Source organism: Chitinophaga sp. G7 BAM 1005 (assembly GCF_057126945.1).
Genome location: NZ_CP181478.1, coordinates 1655185 through 1679346, shown reverse-complemented (window position 1 = coordinate 1679346; position 24162 = coordinate 1655185). Strand labels below are relative to the sequence as shown.

At 44.5% G+C, this 24162-nt stretch carries 22 protein-coding genes; 9 read left to right on the top strand and 13 right to left on the bottom strand.

What is annotated here, in order from left to right:
* Positions 1–14: 14 nt before the first annotated feature.
* Both ppsA and ACMXI2_RS06810 read right to left on the bottom strand, forming a co-directional pair.
* A complete protein-coding gene (ppsA, locus tag ACMXI2_RS06815) occupies positions 15–2429 on the bottom strand; it encodes a phosphoenolpyruvate synthase (protein ID WP_483780950.1) in 2415 nt (804 codons plus the stop codon).
* 23 nt (positions 2430–2452) lie between these two features.
* Positions 2453–2851: a hypothetical protein gene (locus ACMXI2_RS06810; RefSeq protein ID WP_483780949.1), complete on the bottom strand. Its 399-nt coding sequence runs from the start codon at positions 2849–2851 to the stop codon at positions 2453–2455.
* Positions 2852–3055: 204 nt separating this feature from the next.
* Here ACMXI2_RS06810 and ACMXI2_RS06805 point away from each other — a divergent pair, with 204 nt between their 5' ends.
* Both ACMXI2_RS06805 and ACMXI2_RS06800 read left to right on the top strand, forming a co-directional pair.
* Positions 3056–4651, top strand: coding sequence for a sensor histidine kinase (locus tag ACMXI2_RS06805; protein WP_483780948.1), 1596 nt, complete (start codon positions 3056–3058; stop codon positions 4649–4651).
* Positions 4648–5706, top strand: a complete 1059-nt coding sequence (locus tag ACMXI2_RS06800; RefSeq protein ID WP_483780947.1) for a response regulator — start codon at positions 4648–4650, stop codon at positions 5704–5706. The genes ACMXI2_RS06805 and ACMXI2_RS06800 overlap by 4 nt, the downstream gene beginning before the upstream one ends.
* Here the strand turns inward: ACMXI2_RS06800 and ACMXI2_RS06795 are convergent.
* Positions 5686–6084, bottom strand: coding sequence for a hypothetical protein (locus ACMXI2_RS06795; protein WP_483780946.1), 399 nt, complete (start codon positions 6082–6084; stop codon positions 5686–5688). The genes ACMXI2_RS06800 and ACMXI2_RS06795 overlap by 21 nt on opposite strands.
* Positions 6085–6317: 233 nt before the next feature.
* Between ACMXI2_RS06795 and ACMXI2_RS06790 the strand changes: the two genes are divergently transcribed.
* Positions 6318–7139, top strand: a complete 822-nt coding sequence (locus ACMXI2_RS06790; protein ID WP_483780945.1) for a hypothetical protein — start codon at positions 6318–6320, stop codon at positions 7137–7139.
* Positions 7140–7194: 55 nt separating this feature from the next.
* Positions 7195–8325 carry a site-2 protease family protein gene (locus ACMXI2_RS06785; protein WP_483780944.1) on the top strand — a complete coding sequence of 377 codons (1131 nt, stop codon included), beginning with the start codon at positions 7195–7197 and terminating at the stop codon, positions 8323–8325.
* 11 nt (positions 8326–8336) lie between these two features.
* On the opposite strand, the gene ACMXI2_RS06780 is transcribed toward ACMXI2_RS06785, so the two are convergent.
* From ACMXI2_RS06780 to ACMXI2_RS06770, 3 genes are read right to left on the bottom strand one after another with little or no spacing between them, the layout of a single operon-like run.
* The gene (locus ACMXI2_RS06780; RefSeq protein WP_483780943.1) at positions 8337–9341 is read right to left on the bottom strand and encodes a zinc-dependent alcohol dehydrogenase family protein; all 1005 of its coding nucleotides are present in this window, start codon (positions 9339–9341) and stop codon (positions 8337–8339) included.
* A gap of 54 nt (positions 9342–9395) precedes the next feature.
* Entirely contained in the window at positions 9396–10640 is a 1245-nt protein-coding gene (locus ACMXI2_RS06775; protein ID WP_483780942.1) for an NRAMP family divalent metal transporter, read from the bottom strand.
* Positions 10637–11593, bottom strand: coding sequence for a 1-phosphofructokinase family hexose kinase (locus tag ACMXI2_RS06770; RefSeq protein WP_483780941.1), 957 nt, complete (start codon positions 11591–11593; stop codon positions 10637–10639). Before ACMXI2_RS06770 ends, ACMXI2_RS06775 begins: the two co-directional genes overlap by 4 nt.
* Before the next feature lie 315 nt (positions 11594–11908).
* Between ACMXI2_RS06770 and ACMXI2_RS06765 the strand changes: the two genes are divergently transcribed.
* The gene (locus ACMXI2_RS06765) at positions 11909–14617 is read left to right on the top strand and encodes a cation-translocating P-type ATPase (RefSeq protein ID WP_483780940.1); all 2709 of its coding nucleotides are present in this window, start codon (positions 11909–11911) and stop codon (positions 14615–14617) included.
* A 91-nt stretch (positions 14618–14708) separates the two neighbouring features.
* Here ACMXI2_RS06765 and ACMXI2_RS06760 read toward each other — a convergent pair whose 3' ends face one another.
* The 5 genes from ACMXI2_RS06760 to ACMXI2_RS06740 all read right to left on the bottom strand — a co-directional run bounded on the left by ACMXI2_RS06760 (position 14709) and on the right by ACMXI2_RS06740 (position 18286).
* Positions 14709–15530: an adenine nucleotide alpha hydrolase family protein gene (locus ACMXI2_RS06760; protein ID WP_483780939.1), complete on the bottom strand. Its 822-nt coding sequence runs from the start codon at positions 15528–15530 to the stop codon at positions 14709–14711.
* A 65-nt stretch (positions 15531–15595) separates the two neighbouring features.
* On the bottom strand, positions 15596–15874 hold the full coding sequence (locus ACMXI2_RS06755) for a zinc ribbon domain-containing protein (RefSeq protein WP_483780938.1): 279 nt from the start codon (positions 15872–15874) through the stop codon (positions 15596–15598).
* A gap of 120 nt (positions 15875–15994) precedes the next feature.
* Positions 15995–16720 (bottom strand): polysaccharide deacetylase family protein, encoded by a 726-nt coding sequence (locus ACMXI2_RS06750; protein WP_483780937.1) that lies wholly within the window; start codon positions 16718–16720, stop codon positions 15995–15997.
* Between the two features lie 26 nt (positions 16721–16746).
* Entirely contained in the window at positions 16747–17829 is a 1083-nt protein-coding gene (locus ACMXI2_RS06745) for a hypothetical protein (protein WP_483780936.1), read from the bottom strand.
* A 58-nt stretch (positions 17830–17887) separates the two neighbouring features.
* Positions 17888–18286, bottom strand: coding sequence for a hypothetical protein (locus ACMXI2_RS06740; protein WP_483780935.1), 399 nt, complete (start codon positions 18284–18286; stop codon positions 17888–17890).
* Between the two features lie 135 nt (positions 18287–18421).
* Here ACMXI2_RS06740 and ACMXI2_RS06735 point away from each other — a divergent pair, with 135 nt between their 5' ends.
* Positions 18422–19186 (top strand): LOG family protein, encoded by a 765-nt coding sequence (locus ACMXI2_RS06735; protein ID WP_483780934.1) that lies wholly within the window; start codon positions 18422–18424, stop codon positions 19184–19186.
* A gap of 510 nt (positions 19187–19696) precedes the next feature.
* Here ACMXI2_RS06735 and ACMXI2_RS06730 read toward each other — a convergent pair.
* Complete coding sequence (locus tag ACMXI2_RS06730) at positions 19697–20545, bottom strand: universal stress protein (protein WP_483780933.1); 849 nt, start codon at positions 20543–20545, stop codon at positions 19697–19699.
* Positions 20546–20746: 201 nt separating this feature from the next.
* Here ACMXI2_RS06730 and ACMXI2_RS06725 point away from each other — a divergent pair, with 201 nt between their 5' ends.
* The 3 genes from ACMXI2_RS06725 to ACMXI2_RS06715 are packed head-to-tail and all read left to right on the top strand — an operon-like array spanning position 20747 to position 22736.
* Entirely contained in the window at positions 20747–21256 is a 510-nt protein-coding gene (locus tag ACMXI2_RS06725) for a hypothetical protein (RefSeq protein ID WP_483780932.1), read from the top strand.
* Entirely contained in the window at positions 21253–22092 is an 840-nt protein-coding gene (locus ACMXI2_RS06720) for a universal stress protein (protein WP_483780931.1), read from the top strand. Before ACMXI2_RS06725 ends, ACMXI2_RS06720 begins: the two co-directional genes overlap by 4 nt.
* Positions 22093–22142: 50 nt before the next feature.
* The gene (locus ACMXI2_RS06715) at positions 22143–22736 is read left to right on the top strand and encodes a hypothetical protein (RefSeq protein WP_483780930.1); all 594 of its coding nucleotides are present in this window, start codon (positions 22143–22145) and stop codon (positions 22734–22736) included.
* A gap of 13 nt (positions 22737–22749) precedes the next feature.
* Here ACMXI2_RS06715 and ACMXI2_RS06710 read toward each other — a convergent pair whose 3' ends face one another.
* A complete protein-coding gene (locus ACMXI2_RS06710) occupies positions 22750–24150 on the bottom strand; it encodes an MBL fold metallo-hydrolase (RefSeq protein ID WP_483780929.1) in 1401 nt (466 codons plus the stop codon).
* Positions 24151–24162 lie beyond the last annotated feature (12 nt).

Genomic DNA, 24162 nt, shown 5'->3' with positions numbered 1-24162 from the left:
GGTGGATAGCCATACTAAATTAAAACAGGTAACGCATTTTTGTTATTGATGCCATATTCATCTTCTGCTTTCCGGATATTGGCAATTCCCTTCAGTAAAGCATCGGGATTAAAAGAAATACTATTGATCCCCTGCGCAACGAGAAAAGCCGCAAAATCAGGGAGATCACTTGGCGCCTGACCACAAAGGCCGACACGCACGCCTGCTTTTTTTGCAGCAGCTATCATCATACTGATCATCATCCGCGCGGCGGCATCCTCTTCACTGAACAGATCCGATACCAACGCCGAATCCCGGTCTATTCCCAGGGTAAGTTGTGTAAGGTCATTTGAACCGATGGAAAATCCGTCAAATATATCAGCAAAGACAGCGGCCTGTAATACATTGGAAGGTATTTCTGCCATTACATAAACTTCCAGACCATTTTCACCCTGTGGTAAACCAAATGATTCCATTACATTCAGCACTTTCCGGCCCTCTTCCACCGTACGGCAAAAAGGTATCATCACCTTCACATTTGTCAGTCCCATATCTTCTCTTACCATCTTTATAGCTGCACATTCCAGCCCGAATCCTTCTTTATATAAAGGATGGTAATACCTGGAGGCGCCCCGGAATCCAAGCATAGGATTTTCTTCCAACGGCTCAAATGCGTTTCCTCCAAGCAGTTGTGCATACTCATTGGTTTTAAAATCACTCATCCGCACAATTACATCTTTAGGGTAAAAGGCCGCAGCAATAGTGGCAATACCCTGCGAAAGCTTATCAACAAAAAACTTCTTCTTATCAGGATAAAGTAAAGTTTTTGCGGTTATTGCCGACCAGGCGGCTTTATCCTTTAGTTCATCATACTTCACCAGGGCCATCGGATGAATACCTATTGCATGCGTAATAATGAATTCCATTCTCAGCAAGCCTACTCCGTCGTTGGGATAAAACGACAACTGGAAGGCTTTATCGGGGTCGCTGATGATCAAACATGCTTCTGTACTTTCCGGTAACGCAATATTTCCAGGATCCACTTCTGTTACCTCAAATGGCAATGCTCCTTCATATACGTACCCAATTTTTCCCTCACCGCAGGATACGGTAATTGTGGCGCCATCCGGGATCTTCCGCGTAGCATCCATTGCGCCAACAATGGCCGGCACTCCCAGCTCCCTGGCCACTATGGAGGCATGACTGGTTCTTCCGCCGGTATTGGTTACAATAGCTGCCACCTTTTTCAGTACAGGATCCCAATCCGGGCTGGTATTGTCAGTAACCACAATATCACCAGGCTGGAGTTCTCCGATATCGGCAGGCGACTGCAATACGCGGGCTATGCCGGTGGCCATTTTTTCGCCTATAGCTTCTCCCGATACAAGACGGGTACCTTTCTCCATTAACGTATAGATTTTCAGCTGCTGCGGTTTCTTCGCAGTATGGATTGTTTCCGGGCGTGCCTGCAATATGAATAACTCCCCGGTAACAGCATCCCTGGCCCACTCTATATCCATCGGGCAGTTATAATGCTCCTCTATTTGCATCGCCCAGCGCGCCAGCTGCAATACTTCAGGATCAGACAACACATAACGCTGCTGGTCTTCCAGTAATGTATCCGTATTCACCGTACTTTCTTCAGCATTAGGATCATCGGAAAAACAAAGCGTTTTAGCTTTATCTCCCAGCTTCCTTTGTATAATAGCCTGTTTCCCCTCTAATAACGTTGGCTTGAAAACATAAAATTCGTCCGGCGCCACGGTTCCCTGTACAATATTTTCTCCCAATCCCCATATGCCGGATATCAGGACCACATCCCGGAAACCCGATTCCGGCTCCAGTGTAAATCCAACCCCCGAACAGGATCCATTGGTGCGCACCATCAGTTGTATCCCTACAGAAAGGGCTACTTTGCTGTGTTCAAAGCCATTATCTTCCCGGTACTTAATGGCCCTGTCGGTATACAAAGAGGCAAAGCAGCGGCGTACTGCTTTTAACAGCGCCTGCTCTCCCCTGATATTCAGGTATGACTCATGTTGCCCGGCAAAACTGGCCTCAGGCATATCTTCCGCTGTTGCGCTGCTCCGAACGGCCACTGCCACCGGCGCCCCTTTACCAAGTATGCTGTAAGCCTTTAAGATCTCTCTTGTCACGTCTGCCGGTATCGTCCCTTCCAATATTAATTTACGGCAGGCGGCTCCTGTTTTCCCCAGATTTGAAAATGTTTCCCGGTCCAGTTGCTGCATCTGCTGCAACAAAGACTGCTGTATACCATTAAAATCGAGGTACATCCAGAAGGCTGCAGCCGTTGTGGCAAATCCTTCCGGCACTTTTATTCCCTTTCCGGTAAGGGTAACGGTCATTTCACCAAGCGAAGCGTTTTTGCCGCCCACGATCGCCGTATCAGTGATCCTGATAGCTGAGAAGTTCCTGATAATATCGTTCATAAGTTTGTTTTTAACAGTAAGTACTATTCTTCTTCCATTTCATCCGGCAGCCGGAACCGCTGCCGTTCTACCGGCCGCCCGGCAATATTCAATTCCTCCAGTGTCCAGTTATCGGTGGTGGTGGTTTCCAGCCACAGGTCGCCACTCCTGCGCAGGATCTGCGCACTCAAACCAAACTCGTGGCTGAAATCGTGTTCCACAGCTGCCGCCAGCCGGTAATAGCTAACATCCAGCCATCCGGAGTTATGTATCATCCTGATCTTATCGATAGGCGTTTCAGGTGGCACTGCTTCTTCCTTAGGCGAGCATTCTTCTGTTTTGTGCGGATTATGATAAAATGCCAGCCTGAGATAGGGGTAAAATTCCCTGAACCTCTTTTGTATATCCCCTACCACAGCTTCTTCACTAATATAGATATCCATGATAAAAAGTTTATGTTACTACAATATTAGCCCACAACAGGTTCTCCCTAAATGAGATCAGTCAGCCGGCTGTATGATAGCGGTCATATACCCTTGTTACCGTCCGGGATACCATGTGCCGGGATGAATCCTTCGCCGACCAAATCTTGATTCAAACAGATAAAATTCTTATCTTTCCGCTGATAACAACTACTATGTAAGCCTATGAGCTTTTCTATCAGTGATCTGGACATTAATTTTCAGCTGGGTATGTTTGCCGCTATCATGGAACGTATGCCGGGCCTTGTAGCGATAAGGGAACAGGAAAGCGGACAGCTGATTTATATCAGTGAGGCCGGCATGAAAATGCTGGGAACAGATGATTACGCTGAACTTGAATTACTGATTGACCAGAATCAGCTGGGTAGAGGCAGTTTCAGTGCAAGGGCGGCAGAAGATAATCTTCCGGCAAAAGAACGCCAATGGCAAAACATCCGGGGAGAAACATTTCGGGGACTTTATGACGAAATATTACTACGCAATAACAATAAGGAATATTGCTTTTTCCGCATCACAGATTCCCTGGCAGACCGCAGATTCAAGCAGCAGCTTAACAGGGAGCTGGAGCGCTTTGCCGCCCTGTTCGATTATGCCAGCATAGGTATCCTGGTAACTAATCAACAGGGAGAAATTATGCTGATCAACGACTTCGCCCTTGACCAGTTTGGATACAGGCGGGAAGAACTGTTAGGTCATAAAGTAGAAGTGCTTATTCCCAGGCGCGTTCATGACAGGCATGAAAAACACAGGAACCGCTACAATGCCCACCCCCAAAGCAGGCCTATGGGTATTGGCATGGACTTGTTTGCCGTTCGAAAAGACGAATCAGAATTCCCGGTGGAAATCAGTCTTAGTCATTATGCCAATGAAGAAGGACACTTTGTAATCGCCTATGTCAATAATATTACTGAAAGAAAAAAGGCGGAAGAAAAAATAGAAAGACTTAACGATGAGCTGGAAGGCATGGTGGAAGAACGCACCGAGCAGCTCACAAAAGCGCTGGAACTACTCAAAATATCAAAAGAAGAACTGACAGCAGCACTAAGTAAAGAAAAAGAACTGGGAGACCTGAAGTCACGTTTTGTATCTATGGCATCCCACGAGTTCAGAACTCCTCTCAGCACCATCCTCTCTTCCGCGTTCCTGGTAAAACATTATGCAGAAGAAAAAGATCAGCCAACCCGGAACAAACATATACAACGGATTGTTAACTCAGTAACTTTGCTGACCGATACCCTGAACGATTTTCTCTCTGTAGGTAAAATTGAGGAAGGAAAAGTACAGGTTCGGCTTGCTGATTTCGACATAGAAGACTATTTCAATAACATCATTCAGGAGATGCAGGAATTAGCCAAAGAAAAGCAGGTAATTGAATACCGCCACAGCGGGGAGCCAACAGTATTGCTGGATCCTTCGCTGCTTAAGCACATTACGATGAACCTCGTTGGAAATGCTATCAAATTTTCAAAGTCCGATGGCGTGATAGAAATCTTTACTGTGAAAAGTGACCATGCATTTTCCCTCACCGTTAAGGACACTGGCATCGGCATGTCGCACGAAGATCAGCAACATCTTTTCGAAAGATTTTACCGGGGCGCCAATGTAAGCAATATACAGGGAACAGGTCTCGGATTACATATTGTAAATAAATACACCGAATTGATGAATGGCAGCATTTCCTGTAAAAGTGAACTCAATACCGGTACTACCTTTACAATTAATTTTCAGTTAGATGCTAAAAACATCCCCTATCAATCATGAAAACTATTTTATTAATTGAAGATAACGAGGAATTACGTGAAAATACAGTGGATATTCTTGCTATAGCGGGGTACAATGTGATCACGGCAGAAAATGGTAAGATCGGAGTGGAAATGATCCTCAACCACAAACCCGACCTGGTGATATGTGATATTATGATGCCGGTGCTGGATGGTTTTGGCGTATTGCACCTGATGCAACAGCACGAAGAAATGAAGGATATCCCGTTTATCTTCCTGACTGCTAAAACTGAAAGAAGCGACTTTCGCAAAGGAATGGGTATGGGAGCAGATGATTATATTACCAAACCATTCAGCGGAACTGAGTTATGGGATGCCATAGAAAGAAGGCTAAAAAAAGCTGCTATCAGGAAACAACATTTTGCGCCTGATCTGCAGGGACTGAACAAACTGATGTATGAAGCCACCGGCAAAGAGTCGCTCAAAGCGTTGGCAGAAGGAAGGAACATTGATAAATTCAAAAAGAAGCAAGCCATTTACACAGAAGGTAATCACCCTACCCGCTTATTCTATCTGCAACGCGGTAAAATAAAAACGATAAAAACCAATGATCTGGGTAAAGAGCTGGTAATAGATCTTTTCACCGCCGGCGACTTCATTGGTTACACCGCTTTACTGGAAGGCACCATTTACAAAGAAACAGCCATAGCGATGGAAGAAAGCGAAGTTGCCATGATTCCTCTGGACGATTTTGAAGAGCTTATGCATAATAACCATGAAATAGCTGTTCAGCTTATCCGCATGCTGGCTAAAAATGTAGCCGCAAAAGAGCAGCAGCTGCTGGGGCTTGCCTATAATTCGCTTCGCAAAAAAGTGGCCGAAGCGCTGATCAGTCTTCACAATAAATACAATACTCAAAATGAACAGCCTTTCATCATCAACGTGAGCCGCGAAAACCTGGCAACTATTGCAGGTACCGCTACTGAGTCGCTTATCCGCACACTGAGCGATTTCCGGGACGAAAAACTGATTGATATCAGGGAAGGCGCCGTAGTGCTCCTGGATGAAAAAAAATTATCCAATATGCTTTATTAAAGTACCGGGAAACGCATCCGATAAATAGTCCTGAAAGTCGGCCCTTAAAAGCTGAAAGCTCTCCCGGATGGAAAAGATGTTTTCTTCCAGGTTCTTATACCGGTTCAGTAACTCCTGCTCCTGGTTATCTGTTTGCAAAAGCTGTTTCAGCAAAATGGTATACTCCCGGATCTCATGCCGGAGTAAACCTATCCGGCTATCCATTTTCAGAAACCTGCTTTGGAAAAATTCCAGGTGTGCCAATTGCGCTTTAGCGAGATCCATTGTCAGAATATCTGTCAATTTTGTTTTAAAGAAGATATTCTCGTTTTCCAGCTGTTTCAATATTTCCTTCCAGGCTTCATTTTGATGCAGCATTCCACTCAACTCATATTTCATCGTCTGCTTTTTATATATTCATTGTTATAGGGCCTTTACTATTTTCTTACCAACTTCCTCATTATATTACAACCCGAATATACGCTCCTCACTATCCTGTTTCAAATGACAGTTGTTAGTCCTTTCTCTGATCCTCATCATATTTTTTCCACCTGATTAAGATCAATACAATAGTTGCCGGAAATCATTTTTCCTGAAAGCACAGGCGTGTACTTTTACTGTAAAACTGATCTATGAAAAAGATACTACTGGCTTTTGATGGCGCTCATTTCGCCAGAGGAGCCTTTGAATTCGCTTCCCGGCTCAATGAAATACAACCCATTCTTCTGACCGGTGCATTTTTACCCCGGGTAGATATTTCTGCTTCCTGGAGTTATTCACCTGGCGGAGGTGCTGCGTTTATACCAACGCTGGAAGCATATACCGCAGAGCAGATAGCACAGAACGTGAAAACATTTGAGCAGGAATGTATCCGGCGGCACATTGAATACCGCGTCCACAAACACCCTTATGACGCCGCCATGTATGAACTGAAGAAAGAAACCCGCTTCACAGATCTGTTGATACTGGACAGCGGCAAATTCTTTGAAGATATCAGCATGGAATTTCCCAATGAATATCTCAGAATGGCGGTACATGATGCAGAGTGCCCTTCTTTGCTGATACCTGAAGAGTCAGTTTTTCCTGAAAGTGTTGTCCTTGCCTATGATGGTAGCGAAAATGCAGCTTTCGCCATTAAAAGTTTTTGTTACCTTTTCCCGGAGTTCTCCAATAAAAAAACGATCCTGGTATACGCAACATCCAAGAAAAAAGCAGCTATTCCGGACCTTTCATCTATAGAGGAACTGGTAACAAGGCATTTCACAGATCTCACCATACATACGCTGGAAGCAACGCCGGAAAGACATTTTGATACCTGGCTTGCAGCCGTCAACGCTCCCATATTGGTTTGCGGATCGTTTGCCCGGTCTGAACTATCCCAGTTGTTCAAAAAGAGCTTTGTAGCCGGAATACTGGATGAATATAAGGTACCGGTTTTCATGGCGCACCGTTGATCACTTCATCATTCGTAACTCCTGTTTTATTGCTTTACTAGTTAAATATTATGAAATGAAAAACAGTTTAAAATTACTCACTATCAAACATACCAGCATTTACCTGCATTGGTCTTTTGCGTTGTTTGTGGCGTTGATATTATTTATACAAAGTGCCACCGGAACCGCGAATAGCGAAATATTGTGGTCAGCAATGGCGATTGTTGCCGTATTCACATGCGTAGTACTTCACGAACTTGGCCATTCACTGGCAGCGGCAAGATATGGTATTCACACCAAAAGCATCACGTTGCTGCCAATAGGGGGCATTGCCGCTATGGAAAAAATGCCCGATAAACCAATACCCGAAATTATTGTGAGTGCGGCCGGCCCGATGGTGAACCTGCTGATTGCATTAATATTACTCCCTTTCATCTCCGGATACCCGCCATTCTGGAAAGCGGCAGAAGTAATCGAATCTGTGGACCAGAGCAATTTTCTTTATTACCTGTATGTTGTTAATATAATGCTGGCTTTATTTAACCTGATCCCAGCCTTTCCTATGGATGGTGGACGAATACTGAAAGGAATATTGGAACTGCGCATGGACACAACCCGCTCAACCGCCATAGCTGCCTTTGCAGGCAGGATAATAGCAGCCATCTTCATTATAGGCGGGCTGATTATTTTTGATATTATCCTGATGCTTATCGGTCTTTTTATTATAGCCAGCGGAGCGGGCGAGGAAAAACTGACTTACCTGAAAACAGCTGCAAAAGGTTTGTATTTAAAGGATCTGGCGGTAACCACTTATAGCTCCTTTCCTGCAGGCATGACCATTGGCGAGGCTGCTGAAAAAATGCTGTTTCACCAGGATAAATATTTCCTTGTAATGGATGATGAAACTGTTGCTGGTATAATTGAGCGGAGCGCTATCCTTCGCGCGCTATCAGGAGGAAAGCACGGTGAAACCGTCAGACAGTTCATGACTGCCAATGTGCCAAAACTTGACGCAGAAAGTACGATGACAGAAGTGATTGACAAGCTTTTGGAAAATAGAGCAGCAGCATTATCGGTAGTGTCAGAGGGCCGGGTAACCGGAACCGTCAATATGCAAAATATTATAGAATACCTGACGGTTCATGATGCAAATCTGAAAAAACATAACCACAGTGGCGCAATGTATAAATTCCTGCAGGCCAGTTGAATTATTTACGACTATGGCATTACCAATACAGCTGCACCTTTAATATTTCCGGCCCGCAAATTTTCCAGTGCCTCATTTGCCTGGTGCAACGGGAAGAGTTGCGTGGATGTGTTAACAGGCACCAGCGGCGCTATCCTGAAAAATAATATTGCATCTTCCCGTGTCAGATTGGCTACGGATTTTATAGCCCTTTCTTCCCAGAGCATACTATAGGGGAAACCCGGAATGCCGCTCATATGAATTCCACCACATACTACAGTTCCGCCCTTGTCCAGATGAGATAGGGCAACAGGCACCAGGCTACCGTCCGGCGCAAAAATAATGGCGGCATCCAGCTTTACGGGTGGAGCCTCCAGGGAACTGCCGGCCCATGTTGCACCCATTTCCAGGGCAAATTGCTGACCAGCGCCATCATCCGGTTTTGTGAAGGCATATACAGACTTATACTGGAACCTTGCTATTTGCGTGAGAATGTGGGCAGCTGCACCAAAACCATAAATACCAATATGCTGCGCATGTTCATTCATCATCCGCCAGGAACGGTAACCAATCAATCCTGCACATAACATAGGAGCACCGGCTGCGTTATCATATAATGCAGGCATTGCAACGCAAAATGCTTCCCAGGCAACCGTATATTCTGCATAGCCCCCATTTACGGTATATCCTGTAAAAAGTGCATTTTCACAAAGATTTTCCTGCCCCTGCATGCAATATTTACAATGGCCGCATGTATATGCCAGCCAGGGCACCCCCACCTTGTCGCCCCGCTTCAGCTGCGTAACCTCATCTCCCAGCTCTACCACCTCCCCCACTATTTCATGACCGGGAATAACCGGGAGCAACACCGGCGGCAGATCACCGTCAAGTATATGCAGATCTGTTCTGCAAACCCCGCACGCGGTTATTTTTATCAAAACCTGTCCGGCGGCCGGAACAGGAACAGGAAGTGTTTTAAGCTGAAGTGGTGTACCGGGTTTGGTGAACACCATTGCCTGCATATTTTGGATACTCATCGTAACAATTTTAACAGTCAATCGGGGATTATCAGGTCGAAGATTTCAGTTATACTACAGCAGGAAGCAGATTAGTGCAATTGCTGCTGCGGTCATTATTATTAACGCTATAGTGCCTAAAAGGTTAGAAAACCACGAATTAGTATTGCTCTTCATAATCTTTTTATTGTTGCCGATATGCAAAACAACCGCTATTAAAACCGGGGCCGTCAAACCATATACAATAGCGGTGTACAGCAGAGCTCTGAGTGGGCTTACAGCCGAAAACTGGAGCAGCAGACCTACCAGCAGCGAAACAATAATGGATATATAAAAAGGTTTGGCCTGTGCAAATTTTTTATCCAGTCCTTCTTCCCATCCCAGTGTTTCCGCCAGCATATAAGACTGCGCGCCCGCCAGCACCGGAACAGCCAGCAAACCGGTTCCAAGTACTCCGGTCGCAAAAATGAGATAGGTCAGGTTGCCCGCGAGCGGCTGCAGCGCCCTTGCAGCCTGGTCTACCGTATCAATCTGCCGGATGCCTGCCGGAAAAAGTACCGTACCGGTGGTTAGAATAATAAAAAACATTACAATATTGGAAAATAGCATGCCTGTATTAACATCTGCCTTCATATTATTTAATATCCTCTTATCCACCACAATTATATGGTTATGCAGCCTGTCTTCCGCTTCCATATTAGCTTGCCAGTAAAAGAGATAAGGAGAAATAGTGGTTCCCAGGATGGCTACAATGATAGAAAAGAACTCTTTGTCATAACGGATCACCGGAATAAAAGTATCCCTTGCTATCAATTTCCAGTTCTGATCTGTCAGGAAAGGAACAATGATGTATAACAACAGGGAAATACAAAGCCACTTCAGGATCATCGCAATTTTCTGATAGGGATAATGTATAATAATAACCATCAGCAAAAGTGTAATCGCCACGCAGAACACAGATACCGGAACAGCCGGCAATACCATATGGCAAACTGCCCCCATAGCCTGGATATTTGCCCCGATATTCAGCGTAATAGCAGGAAAACTGAACAGCAGCATTCCATAAAGAATAGGCTTCGGATAATACTGCCTGAGAGTGGCCGTAAGCCCCTGCGAGGTTACAAGACCTATCCTGGCACACATTCCCTGCATAGCTGCCATCAAAGGAAATGTGAACAATGCCATCCATAGTGTGGAAAGACCAAAACCGGCGCCAGCCTGGGAATAGGTGGCAATTCCTGAGGGATCGTCGTCGCTTGCACCGGTAATAAGACCCGGACCTAACGTTTTAAATGCCTTTCTTATTCCCCCGATTTTCATCTCTTAACACCCGTGGTTAATGATTGCTTCATGCGTACCTCCTCAAAAAGTATCAGCGCGTCTTCCTTCTTGCATAACGCTGTACCGGGATTTAATGTGGCGGCGGTACCACAGGCTACTCCAAACTGTGTGGCCTCAAGGATATCCTTGCCGGCAAACAGGCTATAAACAATGCCGGCCAGCATGCTGTCTCCGGCGCCAACCGTACTCACCCTGCGAACCACAGGCGCGGGTACCTTTATCGAAAGATCTGCTGTTACCAGCATCGCCCCTGCCTCTCCTATAGATACTATTATTACTTCACAGCGATTCTTCCTGATGATTTCTTTGGCCACATCAACAATTTCCATTGTATTAAGAGTGCTTACCCCTGCAAAACCTGCCAACTCCCTGATATTAGGTTTGATCAGGTAAGCTCCTTCCCTCAGAGCTTCCTTTAATGCGTCGCCCGAAGTATCCACAATAAAACGAGCCCCCTTGATCGCTGCAATAGCGCTGAAAGAGGCAAATATATCCGGTGGCACACCGGGGCACAAACTGCCACTGGCAACAAGATATTCAATCCCTTCCATCTGCCGGATCACTTCCAGTAAATGCTGCCATTCATAAGTGTCAACTACAGGCCCTGGCATGCCTAAACGATACTGCGCATGGTTGCTGTTGTCTGTCAGGATCAGGTTTTCCCGGGTATGCCCCGCAATGGGAACAGATGTTCCCGGAACGCCCTCTGCACGTAGCAGTGACTCAAAAAATTTACCGCTGTGCCCTCCCCCGAGGTACACCGCATTTGCGTCGCCACCCAGCCTTATAATAGCCCTGGCCACGTTAACGCCGCCGCCGCCAGGTTCAAAAAGAGGCACGCTGCATTTCAGCTTTCTTTCCGGTACCAGCGCAGGAACGCTTGTACTCTTATCAATTGCGGGATTCAATGTTATGGTGACAATTGCGGACATACCTGTTAAATTTAAAAATGAAACATATTAGCAACAAGATGGTTATTAGATGCTGATCAATCTGCTTTTGCCAGCAGCAGTTCAAAGATACCTGCTGCCTTCTCTGGCTGCAATGACGGGAATTAGTAATCCCGCTGATCTTCATCAGGAGTACAGGGAATAGCGCTGCGATCTTTGATATGACGGATATCACCGCGTTTTCTGACAGGTGTCATTGTTGCACAGATATCTTTAAGGAACATTTGCGGTGAATAAAGTTGATGTCAATTGATGCGCTGGCGTATCGGCGCTGTCCGCTCATGAAAAACAAGAAAGATGCCGCTGTCTAACATAGAAAAAATTGTTAACTACTGGGCTTTATCCGGTGAAACTATCGCAAAAGTCTCTTCCACAGATCCTCTCAGGGGATTAACAAAGGAAGAAGCTGCAACAAGATTGGTCAAACACGGTCATAATAGCATCACCACAACTGAAAAAAGGCAACCATTACTAATATTGCTCCGGCAGTTTACCAGTCCATTTATATTACTGCTGGGAGTTTCTACCATTCTTTCCTTCATTTTTAAAGAATGGCTGGATGGTTTTGCCATCCTGACGGTGATGATCCTGAATACCGTAATTGGTTTCTGGATGGAATACCAGGCACACCGTTCTATGGAAGCGTTAAAAAAAATGAGTGTTGTTCAGGCAAGGGTTGTCCGGGACGGAGAGATGACGGAAATAAAATCTGAATTATTGGTACCCGGGGATTTGCTGTTTGCGGAAAGCGGGGAAATGGTGACTGCCGATGCGAGAATTATTAACGCCAATCAACTTCAGGTCGATGAGTCCGCGCTCACCGGCGAATCTTTTCCGGTAGATAAAGTCCACCACCTGCTGCCGGAAAAGATCCCGCTATCTGAAAGAAGTAACATGCTGTACAAAGGTACTTTTATTACGAAAGGTAATTGTTTTGCTATCGTTGTGAATACCGGTATGAAAACAGAACTTGGCAAACTTGCCGGTATTGTTCAACGGTCAGAACAGGTAGCTACGCCATTGGAGAAAAAAGTCCAGATCCTGAGTAAAAAGCTGATTTGGATAACCCTGGGATTGATTGTAGCTATATTTACCGGGAGCATCTTTTATGGAACGCCCGTTACAACTGTGTTAAAAATAGCAATAGCGTTGTCAGTTGCAGCCATTCCTGAAGGGCTGCCTGTTGTAACTACGCTTGCTTTGTCCTTTGGTATGTTGCGGATGGCCAGGCATAATGTCATCGTCAAAAAGTTGTCTGCAGTAGAAACACTGGGAGGAACGAATGTTATCTGCACTGATAAAACGGGTACACTTACACAAAATAAAATTGAAGTATCACTTATTCAGACAGGAAGTCTTTCTGCCCGTGTTCAGATCGATGCCGCAGGTTCCTCCATGCATTGGATGGAAAATAAAAGCATCCCGGGAACAGCTGCTTATACTCATTTATGCCGTATATCCGCATTATGCAATACGGCCAGCTACCAACTCAATGGCAATGAAACAAGCGCATCTGGTGATCCACTGGAGATAGCTTTGCTTAAAATGATACACGCATCCGGAATGAAACCGGTACAGTATCAGCAACAATTCACCAAAACAGATGAAATACCTTTCTCATCCGAAACAAGGGTTATGGCAACCCTTCACAAAAGCAAAGATCAGGATCAGTTTTATTATATAGCTGCAAAAGGAGCTGTGGAAGACATATTGAAATATTGCACTTCTGTACTTGATGAAAACGGCAAAAGCCACATGGGAGAAAAACAAAAAGAAGAATGGAAAGTTATTGCCACGAAACATGCGCAATCCGGATTCCGTATGCTGGCATTTGCCTACCGGGAAACATCAAAGCAGGAGCAATCTTTCATGCATAACTTAACGCTGGCCGGAATTATTGGCTTCAGTGATCCTCCGAGAGCCGGTGTGATGGCAGCAATTAAAGAATGTAAAAATGCAGGAATAAGGGTGATTATGATTACGGGAGATCATCCCGAAACCGCAAAAAATATTGCCCTGCAATTAGGGATAGCCACTCCCGGAGAAGATGTAATGCTTGGCAGCTCAATGAAGCCCTATGACCAGCTAACAGCATCAGACAGGGCCCAATGGCTAAGAACCAATGTATTTGCCAGGGTAAGCCCGGAACAAAAACAACACCTGGTCAGTGTTTTACAGGATGAAAAAATGATAGTAGCCATGACCGGTGATGGCGTAAATGACGCTCCGGCCCTGAAAAAAGCGGATATTGGTATTGCTATGGGCCTGAGAGGAACACAGGTGGCACGGGAAGCAGCAGACATGGTGTTGAAAGATGATGCTTTTACCGCTATTGTTTCCGCTATCAGGCAAGGAAGGATCATTTTCGAAAATATCCGGAAATTCGTAATCTTTCTATTATCATGTAACTTAAGCGAACTGCTCGTAATAGCTATATGTGCGCTATTTAACCTGCCGTTCCAGCTTTTCCCGCTTCAGATCCTCTTCATTAACTTCGTGACAGATTCAATGCCGGCACTTGCGCTGGGAGTCAGCAACAGCGGTGGTCAAATTATGCAACGAAAACCTTATCCCCCGGAAACTCTCATTATCGATAAAAAAAGATGGACTGCCATTTTTGTCTATTCATTCGTCATCACGGCTACCACTTTGGGAGCAGTAGCTACCAGTCATCTGATATTTCATTACAATGATAAATGGAACAACCTGGTATACAATAATATCCTCTTTTATACATTGATCTTTGCCCAGTTATTCCAGGTGCTTAATATGACTTTTAAGAGAGACATCGCTTTCTATAAAACGGATGTATTTCGCAACCCTGCCATATGGTACTCCATAGGAGGCTGCATTCTGCTGTCGTTAGCCGCTTATTGGATAACGCCGGTAAGAGAAATTTTAGGTATAACCGTGATTAGCCCGGGAGACTGGTGTATTATATTATTCTACTCCTTACTAACGGTAACTATTATAAGGATCATTAAGAAAATGAGAATAACCATCTGATAACGATACGCAGCAAATAAAATAATGCGCTCTCCATATTCCGGAGAGCGCATTATTTTATTTCCATTTTCTAAAAAGAAGCGTTCGTTATTTAAGAATGTGCAATAAAAACAGGCATTCTATGTTCGCTCATTACTTCAGTGGCAAAGCTTTTCCTGAATAATTCTGAAAGAGCCGACCGGGCAAAAGACCCACACACCAGCATGGGATTATCAACATCTGCAAGCCAGGTATCAAAATATTTTCCGGGGTCGCCTTCCAGCGTATGAATAGTGAGATCTGTAAAGTGTCTTGCTACTAATTCTTCCATCAGCTGCATTTCAGGGATGGACGCCTTTTCTTTATCAGTGGCGTATACAAGAATAGCCTTCTTTGCTGACAACTCCGGTAACAGGTAACAGAAAGATTTAATAGCAAATGTAGCATCCCTGCTGCCATCATAGGCCATAACAATTGTTTCCGGGAAACGGGATTTTTCCGGTATCAGCAGCACGGGGCACTCTGCGTTATGCAAGGCCATTTTTAAGTACTCGTTGGGAATGTCGGTACCCAGGTTTTCGTAGAATTTCTCATTGCCCAGTATCAGCAGATCTGCAAAGCGTGTTTCCTTCCTCAAATCATCTAAAGTGAAGTCGTATGGCGCCTTATGTACCCTGTATTCAATATGGCGCCGGATACAGGCTTCTTCAAAGGTTTTTATATTTTCGTCTACCAGTTCGTCACTATATCTTTCCAAAGTAGGTTCAAATACAGAACCGGTTACAAGCGCTGAATTCCAGGAAGGAGAGAAATCCATTTTAGGCAAAAATGTACCCGTCAGCAACAGTGGTTGTATATCATTCAACTGACAGGCAAAGTCAAAAGCGCCTTTGGAAAAATGAGAGCCATCTAAGGCCAGTAATATTTTTTTCATGCTTTTTTAATTAAAATATACTTAATGATAGTAACAGCGGATTTGTATCTGTGTAGCACCCTTCTTCACGAAAGATGATCCACTTTTCTGCCGGCCCATCTCTTCAAATGCGGCAAACGGTTGATTGCCGCTTCCAATATATCTTCGGGCAATTTTTCTTTATCCATCATCCTGATCATGTGTTCCTTCATTTCTTCAAGGGACAAATCAGGATGGGTGAACTCACCTTGCTGATAGCAATACTTGCAATATTCCTGGCTCAGGGAACCATCCTTTTCCGTTCCCAAAAGCTCCGCCTCATTCAGGGGCATACTGCAACTCTGGCAAATTTTATCGCTTTCCATGATTTTCATTTTTTATCTGTCTGAATAAAATTAGCAGCAATTTCAAAACCCAGGAATGATTACCGTCATTCTTCATCCTGATTGTCGTTCTCTGTCAGTTCTTCTCCAAACACTACCACATCAATCACCTTTATTAAATCTGGTCATCTCCTGTTGCAATCTGGCCCCCGACCAGCGCCCGTCCACCATCATACGCCGGATGGTATACACTGTATTTTCACGCCGCCCGTTTAGCTGAAATGCTGCCCTGTACCCATTTTTCTTTAGATAGCTAATGATGGTGTCATTCCACTCACCGAAAGGATAGGCAAAATACCATACTGGTTTACCGGTAATTTTCTCCAGTACTTTCCGGGGGCGGGTCAATTGTTTCTCCCAATCCATTTTACCGGTAGTATATAAATGTGGATGATCCCAGGTATGGGCTGCAATGATATGCCCGTGGTCAGCAAGTGCCTTTACCTGTACGGCTGTCATATAGCCCGGTTTTTCAAGAGGAACTGTCATTACAAAAAAAACACCTCTGAATCCGTGACGACGTAATAAAGAATCAGCTATAGAAAAATGTTCTTTATGTGAATCATCAAATGTGATCATGAACGATTTGGGAGGCGCTGCTATATTTTTAGTTAAATACATCAGTAATTCATCCGGAAATATAGTATGATAGCCACTATCTGCTAGTGTCTTCAACTGGTTATTCAATTGTTCACTGCTGATATGCAGCAAATCATTCTTATGATTTCCCCCTGCATAAATCTGATGGTAGCATAATACCGGTATATTCTGAGCTGATGTATTTTTGGCAGCAAAGGCCATTACAATAAGTAAAATCAAATATTTCATATCGCTGTTATGACATCAAAAGAAAATCACTGATACTGGATGTATACCGGCTGCGGAAATAACCCAAGTACTTCTGCCGGCTGCATCAGATGCCCGCCGGTTACCACATCATTTTTATAAAATAATTTGAATCCCGTAAATTGCACTGGTTCTCCTGAAATCCAGGACCGGTAGGAGTCTATCTTTTTCGCCACCCCACCAAAACCATCCATATTCATCACAAACTGTACTTCAGGTTTGATGTGAATGTTGCGGTAATTTGTGACCATTCCCTGTGTGAAGCGGTGTACTACCAGCATCTTAGGTGGCAGGTTATGTTCCTGTACCAGTGCAGCCAGCCAGGATATGGCATAATTAATATCTTCCGCATCAAAGGTGCCAATGACGGTACAAGGTACCTGTCCGTTTTTCATGGAATATTCCGGATCAATACCCAGGTGTACATCCGGCCGTAACAGGTACTTTTCCAGTAGCGGAAGCTCTTCCTGCAAGGAACTCCATCCCGGCTGAATATCCAGGAAAACAATTGCATGCGCCTTTTCAGCCAAACGGAGTACTTTATCTATTTCCGTCGCCGGCATATGCAACCTGTACTTCCGATCTTTCCCCGGATTTCTCTGGGCTGTAACGGCGATATAATGCAAAGCGGGAACCACTGGCATACAGGTGTCTGCCTGCTTCCATTTTTCTGTTTCTGCTGCCAGCTGCGTTAACATTTCAGCCTCCGGCAATGCGCCCAGTATGCCCATGCGTGTAGAATACAGATTGCCATAAAAAGCAACAATACGGTTATAAGGTAATAATGCTCCAGGCAATGGATAGCCCGCATTTACGGGCCATTTAACTGATGGCTTATTGTGTACCAGGTGCAACAGGAGTTTGTTATACCGGGCCGTGTCTGTAATTTCAGCCTTATCGCTTTCAACGCTCATATCATCGCTGGCAGGTGATATATTTACTCTATGCGAATGCCCTACCTTCTTCACATTATCTGCTTGCTTAAAAGACAACAGATCTATAGAAGTAAAAATATATAACGCTATAATTCCTGTCCATAAAAGAATGGCGGTAATAAATACTCCATTTACAAATTTCAGTACCAGTTTCATATACAGAATTTTGAAAGCGTTTCAGCCAATATAGCTAGGTAGTACCGGAGGTATTGAATCAATCCTCATCCGGATGCTCGGGCAACTGGAAAGCGCGTCTCTTTGGCGGCTTTCCTGCATTATTCAATTCTTCCAACGTCCAGCTATCAGTGCTGGTAGTTTCCAGCCATAGTGTTCCTGCTTTGCGGAGTATCTGCGCGTTTAATCCAAAAATGTAGCTAAAGTCATGTTCCACCGCTGCGGCTGTCCTGTAATAGCTGATATCCATCCATCCGGAATCATTCCGTATCCTTATTTTTTCCATTGGAGTATCCGGAGATATTTTTTCTTCTTCAGAAGAATACTCCCCTTTCCGATGTGGCTTCCTGTAAAACTCCAGTTTCAGGTATGGATATGCCGTCTGAAATTTCTCCTGGATATCCTTTACCATTGCTTCTTCACTGATATATATCTGCATAAAAAAGGCGTTTTAATTAATACAAGTTTACCATTGTTGCGGTCACCGGAAAATGAGGATAATCATCCTGTTATATGACAGCGGTCACGTAACAGGAAAGAAGATATCCGGAAATTGATGGTTCAATATTTAACTATGCAGGCAGTAAACATAAACCAGCAATCATCCGCTACGGTGGCCGGATTACCGGGTCGGGAAGAAAAATATTTCCTGGAGGGTCCCCGTTCAAGAGCAAAGGAATTTTCCTTTTCCGTGAAAGTGTTGATTGAATTTATCCGTGGATTCAGGGTATTCCATTTTGCAGGACCCTGCATAGCCGTATTTGGCTCTGCAAGGGTACTACCAGGATCCGACTATTACGAAACAGGCCGGAAAGCCGGGGCAGGTATTGCAAAGCTAGGCTTTACAGTGATGACAGGCGGAGGGCCAGGTATTATGGAAGCTGCAAACCGGGGAGCAAAAGAAGCCGGCGGTAAATCGGTGGGATGTAATATCAGTTTGCCCAGGGAACAAACCGCCAATAAATATCTTGACCTGCAATTTAATTGTAAGTACTTTTTCGTCCGCAAAGTATTAATGTTCAAATATTCCTATGGATTTGTGATATTGCCGGGGGGAATCGGCACCCTTGATGAATTCTCTGAGGCGCTTACTTTGGTACAGACCCATAAGATCCTTAACTTCCCGTTGGTACTGCTGAACCGCGGTTATTGGGAACCACTGATGCCTTTGTTTCACAAAATGATTGAAAGCTACATGATAGAACCGGCAGATCTGAAATATATCTTACTGACAGATTCCGTTAAAGAAGCAATGGAACACCTTCAAAAATACGCAGTGGCTCAATACCATGTAAAACGCAGGAAAGAGTTTCGCCGGTTTGCCCTTTTAGGAGAATAACCGGTGAAACCAGCCAATACCAATATGATGTATCAGTTGGAGGGAAAATGTTCTTTCAAATACAGCTGAAAGTCTGAGGCTAATATGTCAAAACTGCTCTGTATCAGGTCCATTTTTTTGGTTAACACATTCTGCAAAATTGTAACATTCGCCGGACGGGGGGTTTGTTCATTACTAGATAACATTGCTTGCTGCAACTCTCTTACTTCATGCCTGAGTAAACTTATCTGTTCATCCATTTTCAGGAACCTGTGCTGAAAAACTTCCAGATGCCTCAGATGACTTCTATCAAAATCGTCAGAGAGTATATGTGCTAGTTTTATCTTAAAAAGAATGGTTTCATCTTCCATCACTCTCAATATGTATCTCCAGGATTCATGGGCTGGCAAATGTCCGTTCAAATTATCTGACATCATCTAATTTTTTAATACCTAATGCACTAAGGTATTACCGACCGTGCCCACAAAACATGACCACGATCAGTAATCCGGCTGTTTATGATCATAGTCATTATTTATTATGAGCTATAAACAGTGGAGAAGATAATGTTTGCATCAATACATCTGCCATGCTTTCCCTGAACCACCGGGAAACCGTACTTCTTCTGTACGCCCCCAGTATTACAATGGTCCCCTCCGGCTGTTCAAGCATATAGCTCACAATTTCCTCTTCCGGAATGCCTTCCATTACTTTATACCCTGCTTTGGGGAAATGCCTCTTAATGAAATCCTTTATCAGGTGCTTATTTTCAAGATGATTTCCTTCTGGATTAACAGATACAATAGTTGTTGGCAATGTTTGCAGGGAGGGTAACAGGTAGTTATACATTTTTATCGCATATACAGAGGACGGTTCACCGTCGTATAACAGCACTACATTCCTGATATCGCTAAAAACGGCCGGCGCCTGCACCTGTGCGGGCACAATCAGCACAGGACATTGCACATCCGTCAGCAGATCGCGGATAAAACGGGTAGGCGGCTTCATAACGTTGTGCACAAATGTTTCTTGCCCGTCTACGATCAGTAAATCTGCATAAATGCTTTCCTCCAGGGCACTCTGAAGGGAAATATTTCTATTACGGTGGACGCTGTAGGCTATTTCCGCCTTCTGACAGGCAGCTTCAAACATGCCGGCAGCAGCCTCCCGCTTTTCTTCATCAGCGGCTTCAAGTTTTGTGAGAGTAGCCTCGTCCGTTCCTGCTTTCAACAACTCGTATACGTTAAAACTGTTATAAGTCAGGTCGTAGGAAAAAACCCCGGTCAGATGTGCGTGCTGTTGTTTCGCTATCCAAATGGAATAATGAAGGGTACTTTCTGAAAATCTGAGACCATCAAATATAGCTGCGATCTTTTGCATGGCATTGTTTTGTTTAAAAGTAGCACCGGAAGGAAAAATAACATATGACCCGGATTAGTCCGGGTCCTGATTTTCGTCATCATTGGGGTCATGACCTGAATCAAGAACAGGTATGACCGGTATCATTCACCCACAGTAAATACTCTTATAATTTTATCATTGAAATTATTCCCAGTCATTCATACTTCAAAACCTGGTATCATGCACGCCAATATCTTTTCTCCTACCTACCTGGTAGCCAACGTAATTAGCCTGGTAGTATTGATAGCAGCTATTTGCCGGCCTCTTACTGCGAGATTCGTGTTAGCGTTGATATTTATCGGTGCGGCCTTTTTCAACGCAGTTATGGCGATCTGGGAACCGGAACTGTTTATGGTCTACGGTGCAATGACCGTTTCACCGGTGTACGAACAATTCATTTATGGCGCTTTCCGGGATAACATTACCGCAATTGTCGTGTCCATTTCAATATGTCAGCTGGCAACAGGTTTTTTTATCGCTGCCAGGGGCGCACTGATGAAGCTGGGGTTAATCGCTGCCACTACGTTCCTGGTAGCGATAGCCCCACTTGGTGCCGGCTCCGCCTTTCCATCTACGCTTTTGCTGGCGGCAGCGGCTATCGTGCTGCTCTTTAAGGAAAAACATCTTTCTGCTCACCCATTATGGTTTGGGTTCTCTCATTTTCTTTCAGGCAAAAAAAACGGAATATGAAAAAAATGATTACCATTTTAGACGGACTGAATTATTCCAGCAGCACTGTTACATATGCTGTGTTTATCGCCCAACAGGAAATGGCACATCTTGTAGGTGTTTTCCCTGAGGATATTACCTACAGGAGTTATGCCCTTCATGATCTCGTAGATGAATCGGGCGTATCCGATCAGCGGATAAGGGATTATGCAGATAAGGATAAGCAAACACGCGCGCGAAGCGTAGAACGGTTTGAACTGGCATGCCAGGAAGTGGGACTCAACTACTCTGTGCATAAAGACAAAGACATGGCTTTAGATGCCATATTACATGAAAGTATCTATGCGGATCTGATGATAATATCGTCAAAAGAAACATTTAACCGGCGTAAAGAAGACCCGCCCTCCCTCTTTCTGAAACACCTGATTGCCGAAGCAGTATGCCCGGTATTGCTGGTACCATCAACATTTAAAGGGCTCGACAAATCAGTGATGCTGTATGACGGGTCTCCGTCTTCGGTATATGCCATCAGGATGTTTGACTATACCCTGCCTGCCTTAAAGTATAAACCGGTTAAAGTCGTTTCCGTAAAAAGTCCGGTGTCCGATCTGCATCTGCCGGACGGAAAGCTGATGAAGGAATTTATGAAAAGACACTACCCTGATGCCAGCTATCATGTATTGCAGGGAATTCCGTGGGAAGTAATCCCCGCGTATTTACAAAAAGGGCATAGCAGTACTGTTGTTGTTTTAGGCGCCTATCATAGAAGCCGCCTGTCAAGGTGGTTTCACCCCAGTATGGCAGATGCCCTGCTGTCGGCATTAGAGTGCCCCTTGTTTATAGCTCACTGTAAATAGAAAAATAAAGGATGCCAAGAATACTTCTATATATCATTATTTCAATATTCATGTGTCAGTGTACCACCTCCCGGATTACAGGAACCTGGAAAGGAACAGACATCCATCCTGAGCACTACAAAAATATCCTTGTCCTGGCAATAATACACGGACCAGACAGCAGCATGCAGGAAATTATGGAAAAACATATGGTAAACCAGCTTACAGCGCATGGTTACAGGGCCATTTCCGCCTGTTCCTACTACGGACAGGGCGCTTTTGTTTCCCTGCCCACTGATTCCATTAAAAAGATACTCCGGCGGGATAGTATAAACGTGGTATTAACTATTGATCTACGGGATAAATCCAGGGAAATCTACAACGTCACCGAAAAAGTTCTCTTTTCACTTTATCCCTTCCGGGAGAATGATTTCTGGATGTATTACAGCGCGATGAATGAGTATCATCCATTTTATGAGGACTACAAGGAACATACTGCCTGGTTTTGGAAAAGCAATATCTATGATGTTGCCAGCGGGGCATTGGTTTACGCTGTACAAACAGCCTCTTTCGATCCCCTCTCCCTGGAAGACCTGAGTAGCAGTTATGCCCGTGTTATTGTAAAAAACATCACCAGGAATAATATCCTTTTCCATCCTTACTGAACTACTGATTTCATCAATGAACTACAGGATTTCCTTCCTCTATCCACTTATTCATACCATCTGAAAAGTTCAGTACATTATTATAACCTTTTTGGGCAAGCAATGAATATGCTATTGCGGCACGGTCGCCGCCCTGGCAATGGATCACTACTTTTTTATCTTTGCTGACCTTATCGAGATTATTGAGCATGGTTCCTATAAACACATGATCAGCTCCTTTGATATGCCCGGAATTATATTCCGTGGCGCCGCGCAGATCCACCACCTGGATTCCATTGTTTTGATAGAGGGTTTTGAAGTTATCTATCGAAATGACGGAAGCTTTTTCAAGTTTACCGCCAGTGTCTTCCCATACTTTTACAGAGGGTATGTAACCGTGAATATTATCAAGACCTATCCGCATCAGTTTACGGGTAAGATCGTTCAATTCAGAAGGGTCTGCCAATAAAATAAAAGGCGTTTCATAATCCAGGAACCAGCCGGCCCAGGTGTTGAAGGAGTTATTGTCTTGTATATTAATACTGCCAGGAATATAACCCGCAGCAAAAGCTGCTTTATCACGCGTATCGATCAGTTTGTAGCCTTTGTCCAAAGCTGCTTTCAGTTCATCTTTGCCAATTTCTTTAAGGTCAGGTACCTGGGTAAGCAGCGGTCTGTTTACCTTATTGAGCTTTTTCATCATCGCAAAATATGCCGGCGGCTCAGGTTGATCCGCCAACAGGTACTGCACAAAGCCTTCTTCATCCTGTTCAAAGCGGAAAGCCTGGTTCCTGATAAGTTCATACCCCGTAGTGGTGGAAGGCACTGCGCCCAGCGCTTTCCCACAGGCAGAACCGGCGCCGTGTCCAGGCCAAACCTGTATAAAGCCTGGCAAGGCGCTGAATTTTTTAAGAGAAGCAAATAACTGGTGTGCCCCTGCTATCCCGGTGCCTTTCATACCGGCAGCTTTCTCCAGTAAATCGGGACGGCCAACATCACCTACAAATACAAAGTCTCCTGTAAATAACATAACCGGAGCTTCACTGGCTGGTTTGTCTGTTAACAAAAAGCTGATACTTTCCGGTGTATGTCCCGGCGTATGTAGTACTGTTAGTTCAAGGTTGCCCACCTGGATACGGCTGCCGTCCCGGAGACCAATATGATCAAATTCGTATTGCCATTCAGGACCGCCCTCATCAGAGAGGTACATGCTGGCTCCTGTAAGAGCTGCCAATTCCCGCGATCCCGAGAGAAAATCCGCATGGATATGCGTTTCCAGGATATGGGTAATTTGCATTTTATGTTCATGTGCAATTTCCAGATAAGTATCCACATCCCTTTTAGGATCGATTACTGCGGCTACTCCCGCCTTCTGACATCCGATGAAATAACTGCCTTGTGCCAGGCTCTTATCATAAATGTGCTGAAAATACATGGTGTTTTGTTT